At 38.0% G+C, this 16,748-nt stretch carries 20 protein-coding genes and 1 pseudogene; 10 read left to right on the top strand and 11 right to left on the bottom strand.

All coding sequences use genetic code 11. The features are described 5' to 3' along the window. Positions 1-497: 497 nt before the first annotated feature. From G8761_RS21030 to G8761_RS21020, 3 genes are all read right to left on the bottom strand, one after another. The gene (locus G8761_RS21030; RefSeq protein WP_166029935.1) at positions 498-1,349 is read right to left on the bottom strand and encodes an alpha/beta fold hydrolase; all 852 of its coding nucleotides are present in this window, start codon (positions 1,347-1,349) and stop codon (positions 498-500) included. 219 nt (positions 1,350-1,568) lie between these two features. Continuing rightward, positions 1,569-1,760 carry a hypothetical protein gene (locus G8761_RS21025; RefSeq protein ID WP_166029934.1) on the bottom strand — a complete coding sequence of 64 codons (192 nt, stop codon included), beginning with the start codon at positions 1,758-1,760 and terminating at the stop codon, positions 1,569-1,571. A gap of 12 nt (positions 1,761-1,772) precedes the next feature. After that, positions 1,773-2,300, bottom strand: a complete 528-nt coding sequence (locus G8761_RS21020) for a DinB family protein (RefSeq protein ID WP_166029933.1) — start codon at positions 2,298-2,300, stop codon at positions 1,773-1,775. A 240-nt stretch (positions 2,301-2,540) separates the two neighbouring features. On the opposite strand from G8761_RS21020, the gene G8761_RS21015 reads away from it, so the two are divergent. Together G8761_RS21015 and G8761_RS21010 are read left to right on the top strand one after the other, a co-directional pair. Next, positions 2,541-2,675 carry a YjcZ family sporulation protein gene (locus G8761_RS21015; protein ID WP_166029932.1) on the top strand — a complete coding sequence of 45 codons (135 nt, stop codon included), beginning with the start codon at positions 2,541-2,543 and terminating at the stop codon, positions 2,673-2,675. Positions 2,676-2,911: 236 nt separating this feature from the next. Beyond that, positions 2,912-3,112, top strand: a complete 201-nt coding sequence (locus tag G8761_RS21010) for a cold-shock protein (RefSeq protein WP_027322764.1) — start codon at positions 2,912-2,914, stop codon at positions 3,110-3,112. A gap of 89 nt (positions 3,113-3,201) precedes the next feature. Here G8761_RS21010 and G8761_RS27935 read toward each other — a convergent pair whose 3' ends face one another. Then, complete coding sequence (locus G8761_RS27935; RefSeq protein ID WP_166029931.1) at positions 3,202-4,032, bottom strand: STAS domain-containing protein; 831 nt, start codon at positions 4,030-4,032, stop codon at positions 3,202-3,204. Between the two features lie 168 nt (positions 4,033-4,200). Further along, on the bottom strand, positions 4,201-5,244 hold the full coding sequence (locus G8761_RS21000) for a P-loop NTPase family protein (protein WP_166029930.1): 1,044 nt from the start codon (positions 5,242-5,244) through the stop codon (positions 4,201-4,203). Positions 5,245-5,436: 192 nt separating this feature from the next. Between G8761_RS21000 and G8761_RS20995 the strand changes: the two genes are divergently transcribed. Together G8761_RS20995 and G8761_RS20990 are read left to right on the top strand one after the other, a co-directional pair. Continuing rightward, on the top strand, positions 5,437-5,598 hold the full coding sequence (locus G8761_RS20995; protein WP_166029929.1) for a hypothetical protein: 162 nt from the start codon (positions 5,437-5,439) through the stop codon (positions 5,596-5,598). 24 nt (positions 5,599-5,622) lie between these two features. Continuing rightward, the gene (locus G8761_RS20990) at positions 5,623-5,784 is read left to right on the top strand and encodes a hypothetical protein (protein WP_166029928.1); all 162 of its coding nucleotides are present in this window, start codon (positions 5,623-5,625) and stop codon (positions 5,782-5,784) included. Between the two features lie 128 nt (positions 5,785-5,912). On the opposite strand, the gene G8761_RS20985 is transcribed toward G8761_RS20990, so the two are convergent. Further along, on the bottom strand, positions 5,913-7,238 hold the full coding sequence (locus G8761_RS20985; protein ID WP_166029927.1) for an MFS transporter: 1,326 nt from the start codon (positions 7,236-7,238) through the stop codon (positions 5,913-5,915). Between the two features lie 177 nt (positions 7,239-7,415). Between G8761_RS20985 and G8761_RS20980 the strand changes: the two genes are divergently transcribed. Then, a complete protein-coding gene (locus tag G8761_RS20980) occupies positions 7,416-8,390 on the top strand; it encodes a YndM family protein (protein ID WP_166029926.1) in 975 nt (324 codons plus the stop codon). A 233-nt stretch (positions 8,391-8,623) separates the two neighbouring features. Here G8761_RS20980 and G8761_RS20975 read toward each other — a convergent pair whose 3' ends face one another. After that, positions 8,624-9,892 (bottom strand): amidohydrolase family protein, encoded by a 1,269-nt coding sequence (locus G8761_RS20975; RefSeq protein WP_166029925.1) that lies wholly within the window; start codon positions 9,890-9,892, stop codon positions 8,624-8,626. Positions 9,893-10,063: 171 nt separating this feature from the next. On the opposite strand from G8761_RS20975, the gene G8761_RS20970 reads away from it, so the two are divergent. Then, on the top strand, positions 10,064-10,495 hold the full coding sequence (locus G8761_RS20970) for a MarR family winged helix-turn-helix transcriptional regulator (RefSeq protein WP_166029924.1): 432 nt from the start codon (positions 10,064-10,066) through the stop codon (positions 10,493-10,495). Further along, a complete protein-coding gene (locus G8761_RS20965; protein WP_166029923.1) occupies positions 10,488-11,690 on the top strand; it encodes an MFS transporter in 1,203 nt (400 codons plus the stop codon). Before G8761_RS20970 ends, G8761_RS20965 begins: the two co-directional genes overlap by 8 nt. Here G8761_RS20965 and G8761_RS27720 read toward each other — a convergent pair. After that, positions 11,627-11,785 carry a hypothetical protein gene (locus G8761_RS27720; RefSeq protein WP_275940730.1) on the bottom strand — a complete coding sequence of 53 codons (159 nt, stop codon included), beginning with the start codon at positions 11,783-11,785 and terminating at the stop codon, positions 11,627-11,629. The genes G8761_RS20965 and G8761_RS27720 overlap by 64 nt on opposite strands. A gap of 85 nt (positions 11,786-11,870) precedes the next feature. Further along, a pseudogene (locus G8761_RS20960) lies at positions 11,871-12,537 on the bottom strand (lipid II flippase family protein); the annotation flags it as partial. Between the two features lie 521 nt (positions 12,538-13,058). Here G8761_RS20960 and G8761_RS20955 point away from each other — a divergent pair. The 3 genes from G8761_RS20955 (at position 13,059) to G8761_RS20945 (ending at position 14,717) form a co-directional block, all read left to right on the top strand. Further along, complete coding sequence (locus tag G8761_RS20955) at positions 13,059-13,832, top strand: hypothetical protein (RefSeq protein WP_166029922.1); 774 nt, start codon at positions 13,059-13,061, stop codon at positions 13,830-13,832. A 132-nt stretch (positions 13,833-13,964) separates the two neighbouring features. Beyond that, the gene (locus G8761_RS20950) at positions 13,965-14,351 is read left to right on the top strand and encodes an SET domain-containing protein (protein ID WP_166029921.1); all 387 of its coding nucleotides are present in this window, start codon (positions 13,965-13,967) and stop codon (positions 14,349-14,351) included. Positions 14,352-14,525: 174 nt separating this feature from the next. Then, entirely contained in the window at positions 14,526-14,717 is a 192-nt protein-coding gene (locus G8761_RS20945) for a hypothetical protein (RefSeq protein ID WP_166029920.1), read from the top strand. Between the two features lie 36 nt (positions 14,718-14,753). On the opposite strand, the gene panF is transcribed toward G8761_RS20945, so the two are convergent. Both panF and G8761_RS20935 read right to left on the bottom strand, forming a co-directional pair. After that, positions 14,754-16,199 (bottom strand): sodium/pantothenate symporter, encoded by a 1,446-nt coding sequence (gene panF, locus G8761_RS20940; protein ID WP_166029919.1) that lies wholly within the window; start codon positions 16,197-16,199, stop codon positions 14,754-14,756. Then, positions 16,196-16,480, bottom strand: coding sequence for a DUF997 family protein (locus G8761_RS20935; RefSeq protein ID WP_166029918.1), 285 nt, complete (start codon positions 16,478-16,480; stop codon positions 16,196-16,198). The genes panF and G8761_RS20935 overlap by 4 nt, the downstream gene beginning before the upstream one ends. Positions 16,481-16,748: the final 268 nt, after the last annotated feature.

Raw genomic sequence — 16,748 nt, 5'->3', positions numbered from 1 at the left:
TACTTGATATATTGATCTTTGTTCTCAAGCAGGACGTTTTATAGCTTTGGCAACCGTATTTGTATCATTTATGATCACTTCCTCAAAAACACGAATTTAGTGAGATTTTTATAATCAAAATGAGCATATTAAAAACGATTAAATTTTGAAAGTGAGATGATGACGGTTGTCAAAGCAAGGCAGACAAAATAAGGATCAAACAAGAGAACAAATCGAGAAACAGGATAATAGAAATGACATTGAATTAGGAAGTGATTTTCAAATTGGTAACTCGAAGTCACAGAGCCAGAAAAAAAGCGGGCGTCAGGTAAATAAAAAATAGGCCTTTAAAACGGGATAACAGGAAAAAATACACTCCGGCCCAATGTCCTTCAAGATCATTGTTCAATAAGGGATGCATTTAACCTGATAAAATAAAAAGCATGCCAAAATCAGCATGCTTTTCCGCGTATTATGGAATTTTACAAAATTCTTTAGGAGTCACGTACACTGATGTATTATCTCAAAAAGTTTTCGATTAACGAAATTTGATCCTCTGTATTTAAAGCAGGAGCATGACCTAGCTTTGGCAGTGTCACTAGTTTACAGTTCTCTTTCTGTTCCATTTTTTCTGCTACGTCAAGCGGCAGTACATCGGAAATTTCTCCACGGATAAGAAGAGTTTTAGATTGGATGGCTTTCCAATGGTTCCAGAGCTCTAAATCTTCTGTATGCTTAAATTGCAATGAAATGTTGGGATCATAATCAGGACTTATACCTCCCCCATCCCTTCGTCTGCATGAAAATTGGGTAAAATCAACCCACTCCTGCTCATTTGAAAGTCCAAAGGTAACATATATCGTTTGATAATATTTCACTAGCTCCGTAAAAGTTTTAAATTGCGGCGGGGAACCTACATAACTGATAATACGTTTAATTCCTTCAATATCCTGGACAGCATTTTCAGAAGCCCCAGCTCCTATGTCATTCAATACTAAATGACTAATACGATTTTCATATTCTGTGGTTCCGGCAATACGTATACCAATCGCTCCGCCCATTGACGTACCGACCCAGCGAACTTGTTGGATTCCTAGGTGGTCAAGTAATCCAATTGCCAAATTGCTGTATGTTTCAAAACTATAATCCTTTTCTGGAGAAGAACTCCACTGGCTCAATCCTCGCCCTATTGTATCCGGGCAAATGACATGATACTCCTCTGCTAAATGCCGGGCAGGAATATCAAAATCCCGCCCGTTTCTGGTTAATCCATGCCAGCAAACAACAGATGGGTTTTGTGTATCTCCCCATTCTGAAAAATGAACTTCCATTCCATTAATAGTGGCAAATCTCGACTTAGGAAATAGCAATTTACAAACCTCCTATTTTCGTTTTAATTAATAATTCGCCTAAGAAATTTATATACCTTCCTGGCTAAAAATAAGAACTGCCCATGGCAGTCAATTTGCTTTTAGAACAATTGAAATTCCCCGGGGTTCCAGAGGATCTGATAGTAAAAATAATAAAATGCAAGAAATGTATTTATGATTAAACAAGTAAGGTACAAATTTATATTATAGGACCTATTTTTACCAATGAAGATTAATACGATATTTTGTCATAAACGCTCGAAAGAGTGTAATCCACATCCGTTCATCCCAAATGGAGATCGCTTTCAGACTGAAAAGTCTAATTAAATCATCAGAAACCTGAGCGAAAATGGAACATAGCAGGACAGCAAAAATAAAAAAGAGTGGCGCGTTTCTTTTTAAGATCAACATATGATTCCCCTGTCATTTTACCTTTCTATTCTCCAATAACCTCTTAATCATTCGAATTTGACCGCGGTGATTTATTTCATCCTCCATAACATGGAACCACATCCAGTAATGGTTATATGGAAGGCCATTTTCCCAATTCTTTGTTTCCGTGAGCCACTGGTCGTCCTGAGTTTTTAACAATGTCAAAGTATTGTCCCTGATAGATGCTAAACGATTAAAATAGTAATCAAGCGAGTATCCACGAAACTTTTCTCTAGCCTGATTTCCAAGCTCGAGAGCTGTTCCCCATTCTCTACGTTCTTCTTCGTTAATATCCCTGTCTTCAGCAGTAATAATTTGATGTACAAATTCAATTGAGGCAATATGCATTAAAAGGGACCCAATAGTGTTCGAACTTTCATCGAGCACATAATCCAGGTCTTCCTTGCTTAATCCTTGCAGGCCACTTAAAGTAACTGCCCTTGTGTGCTCCAACATGGAAACTAGGTCGCCAATTTTCGCTGTATAACCCGATATATACCTTATACGATAGTCAATCATTCTTCTTTCCACCCCCTATTCTCCATTTAACCTTAAATCAGTATAGAGAAATAGGGTGATATTTCCTGGATATATATGGTATAATCAAAAAGACTTAAAAGAAAGGGAAAACCATTACGATTTTGCATTTTTACGTTCGTTACTTCAAAATATTTCTCTTTTGACACTCCGCTCCTGCCTATATCTCTTCTGCCCTCTTTGCATATGGTATAAAGACCCATATGAAAGGTGGTGTTGTATATGTTCTACGGCGGTTGCGGCGGTTTTGGTGGTTACGGTTATGGAGGATGCGGATACGGCTTTGGCGGAGGTTTCGCCCTGATTGTAGTATTATTCATCCTTTTAATTATCGTTGGCTGCTCTTGTTTTTACTAAGCCATGATTGAAAGCGCTGAGGAAAACCTCAGCGCTTATTTTAATTCCAGTCAAATGATCTTTAGAAAAATAACTCATGTTATCGCTTGTAATCCATCAAAATTAATGTTATTCTTAGGAAGAATTATTTTTGTTCGGTGTAAAGGATAGTATAAGTACAAACTTTTCGTCTTAATGATCACTGAGAGCAAGGATAGTAACACATTGTGTGTAAAACACACTAGGAGGCAACAAAAATGGAAAATGGTAAAGTAAAATGGTTTAACAGCGAAAAAGGATTCGGATTCATCGAGCGCGAAGGTGGAGACGATGTATTCGTTCATTTCTCAGCGATCCAAGGCGAAGGGTTCAAAACTTTAGAAGAAGGTCAATCAGTGACTTTTGATGTTGAGCAAGGTCAACGTGGCGCGCAAGCAGCTAACGTTCGTAAAGCTTAATCTAATTTTAACCACTACAAAAGACTCTATTTTAGGGTCTTTTTTTAATATTGAAAAAGCACTCATTATATTATGAGTGCTTTTTCGCGTTACTCTGCCTTGCTAAAGATAGCTTGTTGTACATTCCCGAAGGTTTTTAAGGATGAAAAGTCGATACCCGCATTTACAACTAATGTAGCCAGGTCTGGGCGGATACCTGTAAACATAGACTCTACACCCAGAAGTTTTAATACACGGTGAATTTTAAAAATTAAACCCGCAACTTCCTCATCAATTGTAAGCATTCCGGAGAAATCAATGATCAAACACTTTATTTTCTGTTGACTTATCTTAGGAATTACACTATTCATGATATGATTGCTTCGATCTAAATCCAGCTCACCAATTAGGGGCAGAATGGCCATACCATTTTGAATCGGAACAATAGGTGATGATAATTCAGTAATAACCCTTTTACTCTTTTGTTTAGATTCTTTCGATAAGCGTTCCCGTTCAATAATCGTCTGAGTGATACTCAAATCCAGAAAGTAACTAGTACGATTATTCACAAATACTACCTCTTCTGTAGACAGGCCTTGCTCTATAGAAATCTTTGTTAGCATCTTTACCAGCTGCATCCGCACCGCGGCATAAGGCTTTATTAAAGCGGAGATGTCATCCACTTGAAAATTAACTTCTGCTTGAGTTTGCTGCTGATTTTTTTTGTACCATTCCAAAAACCTTTTTGCTGCTGTTTCTTCGTTTAACTCCAAAGTATGACCAATGAACTCCAAAAATTCACCATTGGTGGTCACAGCTCTCTCAACAACTTCATCTGGAAGATCTATCTCTAATTTACCAACATTATAATCAACTATTTTTCTGCTAATGTCTGCTGCATTCTCTACTAAATATTCTGCAATTTTTTCTAATGGTTGCACTGTTACGCTCCCCCGTATTTCTACATCTCTTATTCATTCATTTAGATGATTATATCATATTTACCTAGCATCACATATTTAATAACTGTACTAATTAAAATACAAAAAAATAAAATTACATAAAAACCCCGCTCATAAATGAGCGGGGAAGTTAATCCAAATTAATAATTAAAGACTGCCTATATAATTTAAAGAATTTAGATCCTCAAAATCTTTTTCTCCATCTAAAATTTTTTGGACATCACTTAGTGCATCTTTAAGTTCTACAGACTCCCCTTTTTTTCCGGTAAAAGCTTCTGCCACATAAAACGGCTGTGTCAAATATGCTTCCAGTCTTTCACCCCGGTTATAAGTCTGAAGCTCTGAGGCTGGGATTCCATTTAGCCCTTTTACATTAACTAAGGACCATAATTCCCGATAGCGTCTTAATAATTTTTGAGCTCTTTGTTGGATGGAAAGGTGCTTTTGATCGAGACTTGCCCCCTCCAGAACTGAAGAAGTAGAATAAATGGGGTTTACGGCAGGAAATTTATGTCTGGCTGCGAGGTCTGCGTCAAATTGCCAAAGTGTCTCTAGCGGGCCGTAAGGAAGTTCGTCATCCACGGACTCTCCCTTTAAGTCAAGAAGGAAGGTTGTTACGGATTGAATGTTAGCATTTTGTATTTGTTCCTGAAGATTATATATTTCACCCGTCAGAACATGGGAACGATCTGCAGTAAAAATAATATCCTTTGTTGCACCGAAATCTGAGATTTTCTCAAAAGCTTCATCAATTGAATTTACTACAACATCTGTTTCATCTTTAATATCATCCAGTTCAGGGTGATTATCCTGAGGCTGAAGCAAAATCACTGCGTAGCCTTCTTTCTTGAGCCTATGGAATAATTCAGCTAGAATAACAAGCTGGCCCATTCCATATCTTGCGATTAAACCGACAGTCCCTCCCTTCACAATAGGTGCGAACAAATCAAGCGTTTTAATTTTAGTTTCAATCATCTCCACACTCTCCCCTCTTATTACGAGCTCATCCAAACTGCATTGGGCCAATTCTGCAAGTGCAGCTAAAGTCCGAACTTCCGCTCGACCTATGGGAATTTTTCCTGTACATAAATTAGAGACTGTGGCAGGACGTAATCCTACTGATCTGGCGGCACTCGTTAGGTTTGGCACCTTTTTTCTTAATAAAGAAACATTTAATCTCAAATTTTCCATATTTTCACCTCCTCTTACTTTTAAAGGTAATATATTTTACTCTAAAATGCAATAGGTTTACTTCGAAAAGTTTTTTTATTACTCACAAAAGTATTTTAATAATTTATTCATTTCGTTTTTTCCATTACTGTACATTTTTACAATCTAAACAGGAAAAAATAATCTTATCAACAAAAAGGGAGGAACTACACCGTGCCGAAAATATATGAAGAGATTCTCGGAATTAGCATCAGAGCTCGTCATCGAGAAGAAATAGGCATAAAAGAATCAGAAAATCTTTTTAAAAAACCAATCCTGCATAGGCAAATCTCAGGGAACAAGGTCTATACCCCTTTTAAACTTTGGGAAGAATAATCCTTACGGAAAGAAGGAATAATAATGGCAGAAGTTAGAAATGATCTTCAATCAGAAGATCGAAATAATAAGGGTATGGATGGCGGTCCGAATGGCGGCCAATTGAATAGTGACAACTCGTTTAGTGATACGGGGCTTGAAAATGCAAGAAAACTGGAGGAAGCAGCAAATACAGAGAATAAATAAACATTAGAGAAACTTGCATTCGCCATGTCCTTTGCGGATGCCTTAGTTTCTCTTATGCGTTCAGAAGTTATGGATATAACTGATTAGCTTAGAAAAGACCTTCCCATTAGGGAAAGGTCTTTTCTAATTTAGGCAGGAACAGACTGTTTTTGCCTCTGTACTAAAAATGCCGTGAGCAGAGCAAAAATACTTCCTATAAAGCCAAAAATAAATATATGATGGATTCCAATCATGAAACTGGAGCCTGCTGTTAAAAGTGCTCCCATTACGGTCACACCTATAGCTGTTCCCATGTTTCGGCAGAACATAAAGAATGAAGTCGAAATACCTTTTTCATGTCCTCCAACCAGCTGCTGAACCCCAATGACGCCCACTGTTGTCAGTAAGCCGAAAGCCAGACCCTGAACGATCATAACTGCGAACACGAACCAGAAACCATGATCCTCATTTAATAGAGTTAAAAGGATCCCGGACAGGAACAACAGAGCATTACCGATTATTAATAAAATACGATATCCATATTTTAAAATCCACTTTCCTGCAGGTACAGCAGCAGCCATCCAGCCAATCGCTGTTCCAAGTAACGCTACACCGCTCATAAATAAAGAAAGATGTTTTACATTCTGCAGAAATAATGGAATGAAACTTGATGTTCCGAATAACGCAACCGTCCCTATAAAGGCGTTCAAGTTGATTCGCGAAATCATTTTATTTTTAAACATGGTGAGCGGAACAATAGGTGAGACTTGTTTTTTCTCATAAAAGTAAAAAATCACAAGAATAACTGCTCCGATTATGAAGTATAAGACTCGATTTTCTTTTACTACTGTATCCAATAGAAGGAAGGTAACACCCGCCGCAAAAAGAATTGCACCGAGATAATCGACACTCGCTTTTTTTGGTTCGTAATGTTCCTGGTATGGCATTAATGTTAAAAAGGCTACTAAGCATACCGGTAAATTAACAAAGAAAATCCATCTCCATGTCATATACTCGACGAAGAATGAACCAAGCAGCGGTGCAAGAACGGCAGAAAGCCCCCACATTGCTGTAAATAAGGCCTGGATTTTCCCTCTCTTTTCTACAGGGAATAAGTCACCAGCAATAATAGCTGGGAATGGCATCATAAATCCTGCTCCTATCCCTTGAATGGCACGGAAAATAACGAGCTGGACCATGCTTCCGGAAAGGCCGCATAAAAGTGACCCGAATAAAAATAGTATAATTCCTGAAGCGAACACTTTCTTCCTTCCAAATAAATCCGAAAGCCTCCCTGCTACGGGTGAAAGGATGGTGCTTGTAATCATATAGGAAGCAAATGACCATGCATATAAATCAAATCTCCCCAGTTCTTTTGCAATAACTGGCATCGTGGTGTTCATGATCGTTGTATCAATTGAAGCCACCAGCATGGCAAGAACAATACTAAACATTACTGAAACCCTGCTTTTCATATTTCTAAATTCCCCCTCTTACAATCAAAAATAAATTTTACTTTATTGTTGTCGTTTAGAGAAGCAAAATGTCTTTTTTTAGGTGGGAATTTTTCTCTTTCCTTTTTTTACGTTTGTATTGATTAGAATAAACGGCTGATACCTGTACAAAACTACAAAAAAGGAGGTTCTTTCATCATGCGTCATGCATTAGCATTTGCTATCAAATTTATTGCAACTCTTTCAGTTCTGGGGCTAATCCTTGGCTTGTTCTACAATATGAGTTTTGGTGATATTTTAACTGCAACGATCATTCTTGGACTTGTTGGTTACGTTTTGGGTGACTTATTTATTTTACAAAGATCCACCAACCTAATGGCCACTATTGCCGACTTTGTATTGGCCTTTGTAGTCGTCTGGTTTGTTGCTGCAAATATGACCACAATCGATAACATATTTTCAGCTTCACTTATTTCAGCACTTGGCGTGGCAGTTTTTGAATATTTCTTCCACCGTTTTGTTCCCGATACAGATATGGAGCAAGCTTCTGAGCAACGCAATCAAGGACCAAAACAGATGCGTCCTCAATATCAGACAGAAGCCTCCCGGGAATTAAGACCTGTAAGTCTAAAAAAGGAACCACTTCATAATGAAATTCAAAATTATCGCCAAGGATCAGAAAACTTATCGTATCAAACCGAAGCTTCCGGTGATTTAACACCATTAATTTTATATAATAAACGGGAAGGCCAGCAAAACCAGGGGCAAGGACAAGGTAAACAGCAGTATCAATCAAATGCTTCTGAAAGCTCCAAACCTGCTGGCCTGGAGTATAGCAGCGGTCTTAGCCAAGATCCTGGTCAAGGTGAAATGGGTCAGAAATATCAAACTGAAGTTTCTAATGAATTTCATCCTGTTAAATTAGAAAACCAAAGCCAGAACAGCGGTAATGAAAATAACGGTAAAGAAACAAAAATGACCGAAGGAATGGAGAATCAGGATTACCCAACTGCTGCACCAAACGCATATACACCTATCCTTTCTGATACTGGTGTTGACGGCCAGGGACCGATGGATATGCAACTTCAATACCAGCCCGCTATTTCCAATCTTTTAACACCTGTGAGACCTGATGTCAGAAGTGATGAAGAAGACCAGGAATCAAGAAAATAAATAAAAAGGGAGGATCTTTATTACGATCTCTCCCTTTTACTTTTCGGTATGGTTAGTATTTTTCAATTGAAATTTTCTTTATTTTTTGATTTGCCGATCTCGGATGACTCCCGGTACCAAAAGAGCAAGCTGGCAAATTTGGTGTCATGATTGGAAATTATGCTTTAGTTAGCCCATCACCAGTACCTTCTTTCTTAGTGGCCCTTAAATGGTATACCGAGCAGCAGAAAAAATTAAATTGCTTCTGCTATATCGGAAAAAATCTTCCCTATCATTTTTTCATAATGTTCCTTTATCTTTTTTTCATCTATAGTCAATACTTTTCGATCATACATGATCCACTTACCCTCAACCATCACATGCATGATGGATTCTTTTTGTGTATTGGTTAAGATGTTATGCAGATAGTTCGAGAAGCTTCCCTTCTTAACTAAAGGATAAAGCGAATGATCCTTTTTTATAAAGACAAGGTCTGCTTTATTACCGTCCTGAACGGATCCGATTTCACCATCTAGTCCATATGCTTTTGCCCCATTAAAGGTCGCCATTTTAAAAATATCCTCTGCTGAGAACTCATTTACATCGGTATTTAGCTTTAGCAAATAATAGGCCATACGCATCACTTCCCACATATCTGTATGTGCGTAATCTGTGCCAAGGCATACATTAACCTTTTTCCTGAGCATTTCTTTTACATTTGCCTGCCCTGCCCCAGACCAAAGATTTGAAATAGGACAGTGCACTATAGAGGTGCTATTCTCAGCTACAAGCCTTATATCTTTTTCCGACATGTGTACACCATGGTAAAGAACCGTTTTTTCATCGAGTAAATCACGCTCATGATAGAGCTCCACACTGGACTTTCCGAAGTTGGAATACACAATCTCTTTTCTCCAGCTGTTTTCCATACAATGCGTAAATATAATTTCAGAAGGATATTGCTCCTTTAATTTTTCAAGTGCCGCCAAACTTTCTTCTGTTATATCTTCTTCCTCAAGCAAATGAGTTCCATAACAAACATTGCGATTAACTTTCCCAGCATAATTAGCAATCTTTCCATGCGTATCCACAATTCCGCGAATGCCTAATTCATTTATTCCGTCAGCCAATAGTTCCGGATAATCCCCTGGATCTCCGTCACTTACAAACGTCACCCCATTTTTAACCATTTCAACATAACTTTGCTGTCCAATTAACACAAACTCTTCTTTTGTTGCTTTTGTATCCAAGTAATTGAAAAGGTGATTTTGAAGCTGCCCCTGCTCGCTGTCATTGCACCATTCCTGAATGGGCATTTCCCTCATCAAACCCTTTGCAATGGACGAATAGCTATGAAAATGGGCATTCACTAAACCTGGAATAACAAGATAATCGCTGCAGTCCATTACTGTTTCATAATTTCCCTCAACCGCAGCGATATTAATTTTTCCTTCATCTATTCCAAAGCTTCCCTTTTCAAAATGAAAGTTTCTATTTAAATACGTTATATTTTTCAAAAACATAAAGATCCTCCTTTACTCCCTCGCACTTCCTATTTTTCCAGTTTCAGTGAGGATTGTCTATTACTTTTTGGGCAATCTACTTGACATGACCGTCAATAAGAGTAGAATTGGGAAAGTGAAATATTAGTTACCTAAGGTAACTATTTGTTTATTCGGTTCAGGAGGGTTGATATGCAGGGCTTTTTCCAGCGTTTTTTAATGTTATACCGGCCATTAATCAGTAAATTAAATGAATTGCTTGATGATTATGACCTATCCTATTCTTTATGGCAGGTTATTTTTTATGTGAAAAATAACGGTCCCTCTACGCTCGTCGATATATCAGGACATTATAATATCGAAAAGCCAACCATAACGAGGAACGTTCAGCGCCTGCAGGAAAAGCTATTACTTGAGGTTGTCCCAGGCAAAGACAAACGGGAAAAAATTATCAAGCTGACATCCAGGGGCGAGGAAATATATAAGGCCTGCCGTGAAAAAATAACAGAGCTAGAGTACAAAGTAATGATGGATATTACGAAAGAGGAACAGACAGCTGCTTTTGATGTTCTTCCAAAAATCAGAAAAAACCTTATCAACATTGAGGGAGGAAAACATGAATAAACCTAAATTGTGGACCAAAGACTTCTTAATTATCTCCACGGCTAACTTTTTTCTTTATTTTACTTTTTATTTATTAATGGTAGCCATCACCGTTTTTGCTACTGAAAGATTCCATGCCACGCCTAGCCAGGCGGGTCTTGCTTCAGGTATTTTCGTTATAGGCACACTGCTTGCGCGGCTTTTTGTAGGTAAATCAATTGACCGAATCGGCTGGAAAAAAACACTTTATATAGGATTTATTCTATTTCTAATAACTACTTGTTTGTATTTCCTCGTAAACAGTATGGGCTTCCTTTATGTAAACCGCTTTTTAAATGGTGCAGCTCTTGGAGTGGCTTCTACTGCAACAGGAACCATCGTGGCAAAAATCATTCCTAATGAACGCCGTGGTGAAGGTACAGGTTATTATGCTTTAAGTGTTACTCTTGCCGCTGCTATCGGCCCATTCCTTGGAATGTATGTTGGAGAGCATGCGGGATTTAATATGAACTTTACTATTTGTACAGTTCTATTAGCCTTTAGTTTTGTAGCGATTTTCTTTGTAAAAGTGCCTAAATTAGAATTAACTGAAGAACAGCTTGCAAAAATGCAAGGTATATCGCTTTATAGTTTCTTTGAAGCAAAGGCTGTCCCTATTTCAGTTATTGCCTTTTTTATTGCACTGGGTTATTCAAGCATTCTTTCCTTCCTTACCTCCTATGCGAAAGAAATTAATCTGGTCGATGTCGGTAGCTTTTTCTTCATTGTATATGCTGTCTTTATCCTGGTATCAAGACCTTTTACCGGCCGTTGGTTTGACACGAAAGGTGAAAATGTTGTTATGTATCCATCCTTCTTGTTCTTTGCTGTTGCTTTGGCTGTGCTTAGCCAGGCACATGAGGGTTGGGTTTTATTGCTTGCAGGAGCACTTGTTGGTCTTGGATACGGAACTTTTTCTTCAAGTGCACAAGCTATTTCAATTAAAGTATCACCAAAAAATCGTATTGGTTTAGCAACCTCCACCTTCTATATCTTCCTTGACGCCGGTATAGGTATTGGACCATTTATTTTAGGATTCCTTATCCCACATCTGGGCTTTAGAGGAATGTATGTATTCATGGCAGTTGTAATATTTATCTGTCTATTCCTCTACTACTTCCTGCATGGAAGAAAAGCAGGCGAGCTAAACAGAGTTTCACAACCTAACCAGGCATAAATAAACGAAAAAGGACCCCCGGGGTCCTTTTTTTGTATCCACTTTGCAAACCAGGCCACATAATAGGCAGCAGGAATGAAAAGCAGCTGAGCCAAAAGGGTTCCAACTAATTTTGAAACTTATCATTGTCAGCGAGTAACTTTTTAAGTAAATATAACTGCTTTGTCTTTTTATTACCTTGTCAGCCAGAACAGAGGCTTTCGGATCAATAAACAATGTTAATAAGATCGTTGCGATACCTAATAATGCCCGATGACATTGAAGCTGCCTGAGAATAATCTCTGGGAACAAGGGTAGAACCGTAAATAGAAGAAAGAACGCCGATTGTAAAGACGGCTGAAATAATAACATTTAAAACAAAAATTCTTTTTGGAATCGTCTTTAATGTAATTCCTCTAAGATATGAAATCTTAGGAGCTCTGAAGCATTTTATAATTTTCTTGCCATCTGAAAAATTAAAGTTTTTTAGTATTAGTGAAACCACTGATCCCTTTTCATTGGATAATTGAACAATCGCTCTTTAAAAAATAATGATAAAAGTAGGAAACAGAAGAATTCCGAGCAATACTCCTAACGAGGTTACCCCTATCAATATTCTATATTGTTCTTCAAGAACAGTTAGTTTGTTCGTACTAGGTGCTTCAGCGATAAGTTTCGCCGTGAGAGGCTGCTGAATCATCGTCGGAAATCTTGAAATAATTACTAATGTGCTAAAAAGCGAAACGGCAGTAGCAATTAATTTCACCCTTGCTCCTGAAGTTCTGCTTGAATAGGCTAAAGTTTCGATTAATGTAATGAGCAGCAGGAAAATTGAGATTTCTATTACCTTTCCCGTTATTAAATCCATAATAAGACCCCTTGCTGCAATTAATAATACTTTTCTAGTGCTTGTTAATGTAATCGTTGAGGCGTTCAAAAGTGATGATAATCCTTGTGTCACCCATCTACAAAAGTTGCTGAAGAGTTTTCTATTTCAGCTTATGAGGATTATACGCAAAAAAAGGATAAATGAAAGTTTAAAACTGCTCAATAGAAACAGAAAAGGAATCCGCCCGCTTTCTGAGGACCTACTACTGCCAACCTTCTCCCTCATGCCTCAATGCAAGTCTTGCCAGCTTGTTTTCCAAGAGCTTTGAACTAGTTCCCTGATATAAAAACCGTATGAAGGAACTCTTAAATGCCTATTGGACGAGTGTAACAGATTCCCTTTACAATCATTTAACCCTGTGTATCCTTAAAAAATATAAGAACAAAATAGGCAATAAAATTAACAGATTGGGCTGTTAACTCACCCACCTAAACCCACCCATACCTGTGATAACTTGCATATGGTATTAGTACAAAATATAAGAGGGAGGAACTCGTACAATGGGTTTATTTATTAATAAAAATGAGCACCCCACTGTATTTAAAAATCCCCAGTTTCTCAAAGAACCCAATCAGGAAGTCGAAAGAATAGATTATTTATCACAATTCCTTCAGCAGCAGCAGGAAGCAAGCTCTGCTCTTAGGCATTCATTTGAACATTTAAAGAATCATAATCTGGAGCAAGAGTTTTTACAGGCCAGCCAATGGAAAGAAATCAGTGATAAGCTAAACGAGCTTAAAAACAAAAGCAGCCAGCATACTGATTTTGAAGCTCAAATGCTGGAATGGTTAAAGTCGATTGCGGAAAAAAATATAGTGCTCCATGGCCTCCTAAAAGAGGAAAGTAAATTTAAGGAGAATGTCGCCGGACAGCTGACTATTCAAAAACAGGCAACCAAGGAGATTTCTTACCGGCTTGAAAAGCAGGAAGCACTGCAGAATGTAATTTCTGAGCAGCTTAAGGAGCAAACTGTTGTTCAAAAACAAATGGCAGAGAATCTTTTAAAACAGGAAGAGTTCCAAAACGATGTGCTTGTACGGCTGGAAAAACAAGAAGCCTTAAGCGAAAAAATCTTCAGGCAAATCAATACCATTCGTTCTATTCTTTATGAGAGAACTAATTACCTTGCTGAAAAAATTACTGAAGGCTGCAAGGTTACTTCCTCCTATGTATATAAAATAATGACAGGTTCAGATCAGCCATATACCTTCTTTTTAAAAAACAACAAGAAAGAGGAAAACAAAATTAACACTATTGGTTCTTCAGACGAATAACACCACTTCTTCTTTTAGGGTAATAGGCCCAAATTCACTATATGGCAAAAATAAAAAGTTGCTTTTCTCTCTCTCACCTGTCAAGCTAATAAGAGTATATTGAAAATCGAAATGAATGTGCAGGTGTAGAAAATGATTGAAATAAAAACTTCGAAACTTAGTGATGGGGAATTTAATAGAGGTGTATTTGCAAAAAGGGATATTAAAAAAGGTGAATTAATTCATGAAGCACCAGTAATTGCTTATCCAAACGAACAGCATGAACATATCGAAAAGACACTGTTGGCTGATTATGCTTTCGAGTATGGTATTAACCATACAGCCATTCTGCTTGGCTATGGAATGCTGTTTAACCATTCGTATACTCCTAATGCAGTTTATGATATTAACTTCGATAACCATACCTTCGACTTTTTTGCTTACAAGGATATAAAAGCCGGTGAAGAAATCCTTATCAACTATAACGGCGAAGTCGATAATAACGACCCGCTCTGGTTTAATAAAGAGGAAGAAGAATAAGATCCATATCAGCGGAATCCCAAATGGGGATCGCGTTATTTTTATAACGGCAACTTAGCAGGGTTGTAAATGGCTTATTTGGGGTATATATAATTAACCTTTTCTTCGTGTAGTACCTGGCGCTGAGTTTTCTTTGTTCTTTAGAATAAAGGGAGCTTTGTGGGAGGTGATTATATGAGGAAGGTCTATGGTGTTAAAAAATTAATCGCTTATCTTACATCTGTAGATTATCCCCTTACCGAGGAGGATATCCATAATCTTGTGCTAAAGAAGGACATACCTCATCTTAGTCCTATCAACAAAATGCTTGTCTTTGATTTAGACCACATTGATTGGTGGATAGGCCAACAGCGGTTAAAGCCATAGAAAAACCCTGCCTTTTGGGCAGGGTTTTTTCATTGTCTAAACTTTTAACTCTTTCACTGCTTCCTTTTGTGGCATAACCAGGCTGGCAACAATAAAACCAGCAAAGGATAGCACAATCGGAATTACCACCGTATGGAGACCAAAGGCATTTGGATAAAAACGATCTAATAAAATGTACGAGCCCATCCCCAAAATCATGGATGTAATGGCTCCATTCTTATTTCCTTTATTCCAATACAATCCGAAAATAACAGGCCATATAAAAACGGATTCAAGGCCTCCAAATGAAAAAAGGTTCAGCCAAATAATTAAATCTGGAGGGCTCAGGGCAAGCAAAATCACAAGGATTCCAGTGATTGCTGTCACACTAAAGCTCACCTTTTTCACTTGCTGGTCTCCGGCATTAGGCTTGATGTAATTTAAGTAAATATCCTTTACAAGTGCGGAGCTTACCAAAATTAACAATGCATCAACTGTAGACATAATGGCTGCCATTGGTGCAGCAAGGACAATCCCTGCGACAACAGGCGGTAAGACTTTCATTGATAGTAATGGCATGACCGTATCGCCAACCTTCACTCCAGGAAGAACTGGCCGGGCAAAAACACCTATTAAGTGCATCCCTAGCATAATAAAACCAACAACAATGGTACCAATAATAATTGCATTATGCATTGCTTTTGAATTTTTATAGGACATCGCACGAACAGTAATTTGAGGCAGCCCGACTACCCCTACGCCAACTAATATCCAAAAGGAAGATACGTAGGAAGGAGTCAGTGTCCTTCCTGCTCCAAAAGGACTGATTAAATTAGGATTTTCAGCTGCCAGGTCTGAGATAATTTTTGAAACTCCCCCTCCTGCTTTGATTGTCGCAATTAGCAGAATCAGTGTTCCCATAAACATAACAACACCCTGAATCGTATCTGTCAGGGCAACTGCACGAAAGCCTCCTACAATAACAAAGACCAGGACAGAAAAAGCAAATATTAGAAGCGCGGTCGTATAAGGCATCCCAGTCAGACTTTCCACTAGCCGGGCACCGCCTATCCACTGCGCTGTCATAGATGAAAATAGAAAGATAATAATACTCCCAGCGGATATTATTACGACAGCTTTACTGTGATAACGCTCTTTAAGAAAATCGATGAGGGTAATTGCTTTATATTGACGGGCAATGATCGCAAATTTCTTCCCCAATACCATTAATACGAAATACCCAGTTGCAAGTTGTGCCATTGCAAGAAGCACCCAGCCGAGTCCCTGGTTATAGGCTACTCCAGGACCTCCTATAAAACTGCTGGCACTTCCATAAGTAGCAACCATCGTCATCGCTAAAATAAAGCCGCCCATTTGTCGTTCTCCCAGGAAGTACTCCTCAAGAAACGAGTTCGTTGTCAGGACTGATTTATTTGACCACAGCCCCACTGCAAAAATAATAATTAAAAAAACAATCAATGGTGTAATAACAGCCCAGTTCACTTGCTTCCTCCCCCTTCCTCTTCAAAGGGAACATCTTTAAATAGATATTTAACTGTAAAAATAACAATAATGACCATTAAGACAAAGCCTGCAATACAGCTATAAAAAAACCAAGCTGGCAATCCCAAAACATATGTATAGTCTTCCACTTTTTTAGAACCTAGGCCATAGGCGAAGCCATACCACCATATAAAGTTGAAGATAACAAGTATAACTCCGATCAAAGCTTCCCTGTGGGCAATCTCAAACCGCTTGTCCAGTGGATGGTTTTGTTTCTTCACTGCGCTCCTCCTCTTTCTCAAATTACCTTTTTCTCTTCCATTTATTCTAACCAAAAAGTATGACTTCCATATTTTAACGAATAGACTTTAATAAATCCAGAATAATTACTCCTAAAATAACTTGGTGTTTATTAAAATAACTCGGAAAAATCAGGTTCCAGATGCCCTAGAGGAGAAATCAAAGAAGTAAACGATAATTTATCGGCGGTGATATGCAAAAGAGGCCATAAAAAGAAATGTTGTTATAAGGAAACAAATAATCATTCCT

It is taken from the genome of Neobacillus terrae (genome assembly GCF_011393025.1).
In the GTDB taxonomy this organism is placed as follows: domain Bacteria; phylum Bacillota; class Bacilli; order Bacillales; family Cytobacillaceae; genus Neobacillus_A; species Neobacillus_A terrae.
Note: the sequence above shows the minus strand (reverse complement) of the source record. Positions and strands in the feature narration are given on the sequence as shown.

Excerpts from the sequence above, each read along its gene's own strand:
- G8761_RS21025 (WP_166029934.1), bottom strand. The coding sequence starts at position 1,760 with ATGTTGATCTTAAAAAGAAACGCGCCACTCTTTTTTATTTTTGCTGTC.
- G8761_RS21020 (WP_166029933.1), bottom strand. The coding sequence starts at position 2,300 with ATGATTGACTATCGTATAAGGTATATATCGGGTTATACAGCGAAAATT.
- G8761_RS21015 (WP_166029932.1), top strand. The coding sequence starts at position 2,541 with ATGTTCTACGGCGGTTGCGGCGGTTTTGGTGGTTACGGTTATGGAGGA.
- G8761_RS21010 (WP_027322764.1), top strand. The coding sequence starts at position 2,912 with ATGGAAAATGGTAAAGTAAAATGGTTTAACAGCGAAAAAGGATTCGGA.
- G8761_RS21000 (WP_166029930.1), bottom strand. The coding sequence starts at position 5,244 with ATGGAAAATTTGAGATTAAATGTTTCTTTATTAAGAAAAAAGGTGCCA.
- G8761_RS20990 (WP_166029928.1), top strand. The coding sequence starts at position 5,623 with ATGGCAGAAGTTAGAAATGATCTTCAATCAGAAGATCGAAATAATAAG.
- G8761_RS20985 (WP_166029927.1), bottom strand. The coding sequence starts at position 7,238 with ATGAAAAGCAGGGTTTCAGTAATGTTTAGTATTGTTCTTGCCATGCTG.
- G8761_RS20980 (WP_166029926.1), top strand. The coding sequence starts at position 7,416 with ATGCGTCATGCATTAGCATTTGCTATCAAATTTATTGCAACTCTTTCA.
- G8761_RS20975 (WP_166029925.1), bottom strand. The coding sequence starts at position 9,892 with ATGTTTTTGAAAAATATAACGTATTTAAATAGAAACTTTCATTTTGAA.
- G8761_RS20970 (WP_166029924.1), top strand. The coding sequence starts at position 10,064 with ATGCAGGGCTTTTTCCAGCGTTTTTTAATGTTATACCGGCCATTAATC.
- G8761_RS20965 (WP_166029923.1), top strand. The coding sequence starts at position 10,488 with ATGAATAAACCTAAATTGTGGACCAAAGACTTCTTAATTATCTCCACG.
- G8761_RS20955 (WP_166029922.1), top strand. The coding sequence starts at position 13,059 with ATGGGTTTATTTATTAATAAAAATGAGCACCCCACTGTATTTAAAAAT.
- G8761_RS20950 (WP_166029921.1), top strand. The coding sequence starts at position 13,965 with ATGATTGAAATAAAAACTTCGAAACTTAGTGATGGGGAATTTAATAGA.
- G8761_RS20945 (WP_166029920.1), top strand. The coding sequence starts at position 14,526 with ATGAGGAAGGTCTATGGTGTTAAAAAATTAATCGCTTATCTTACATCT.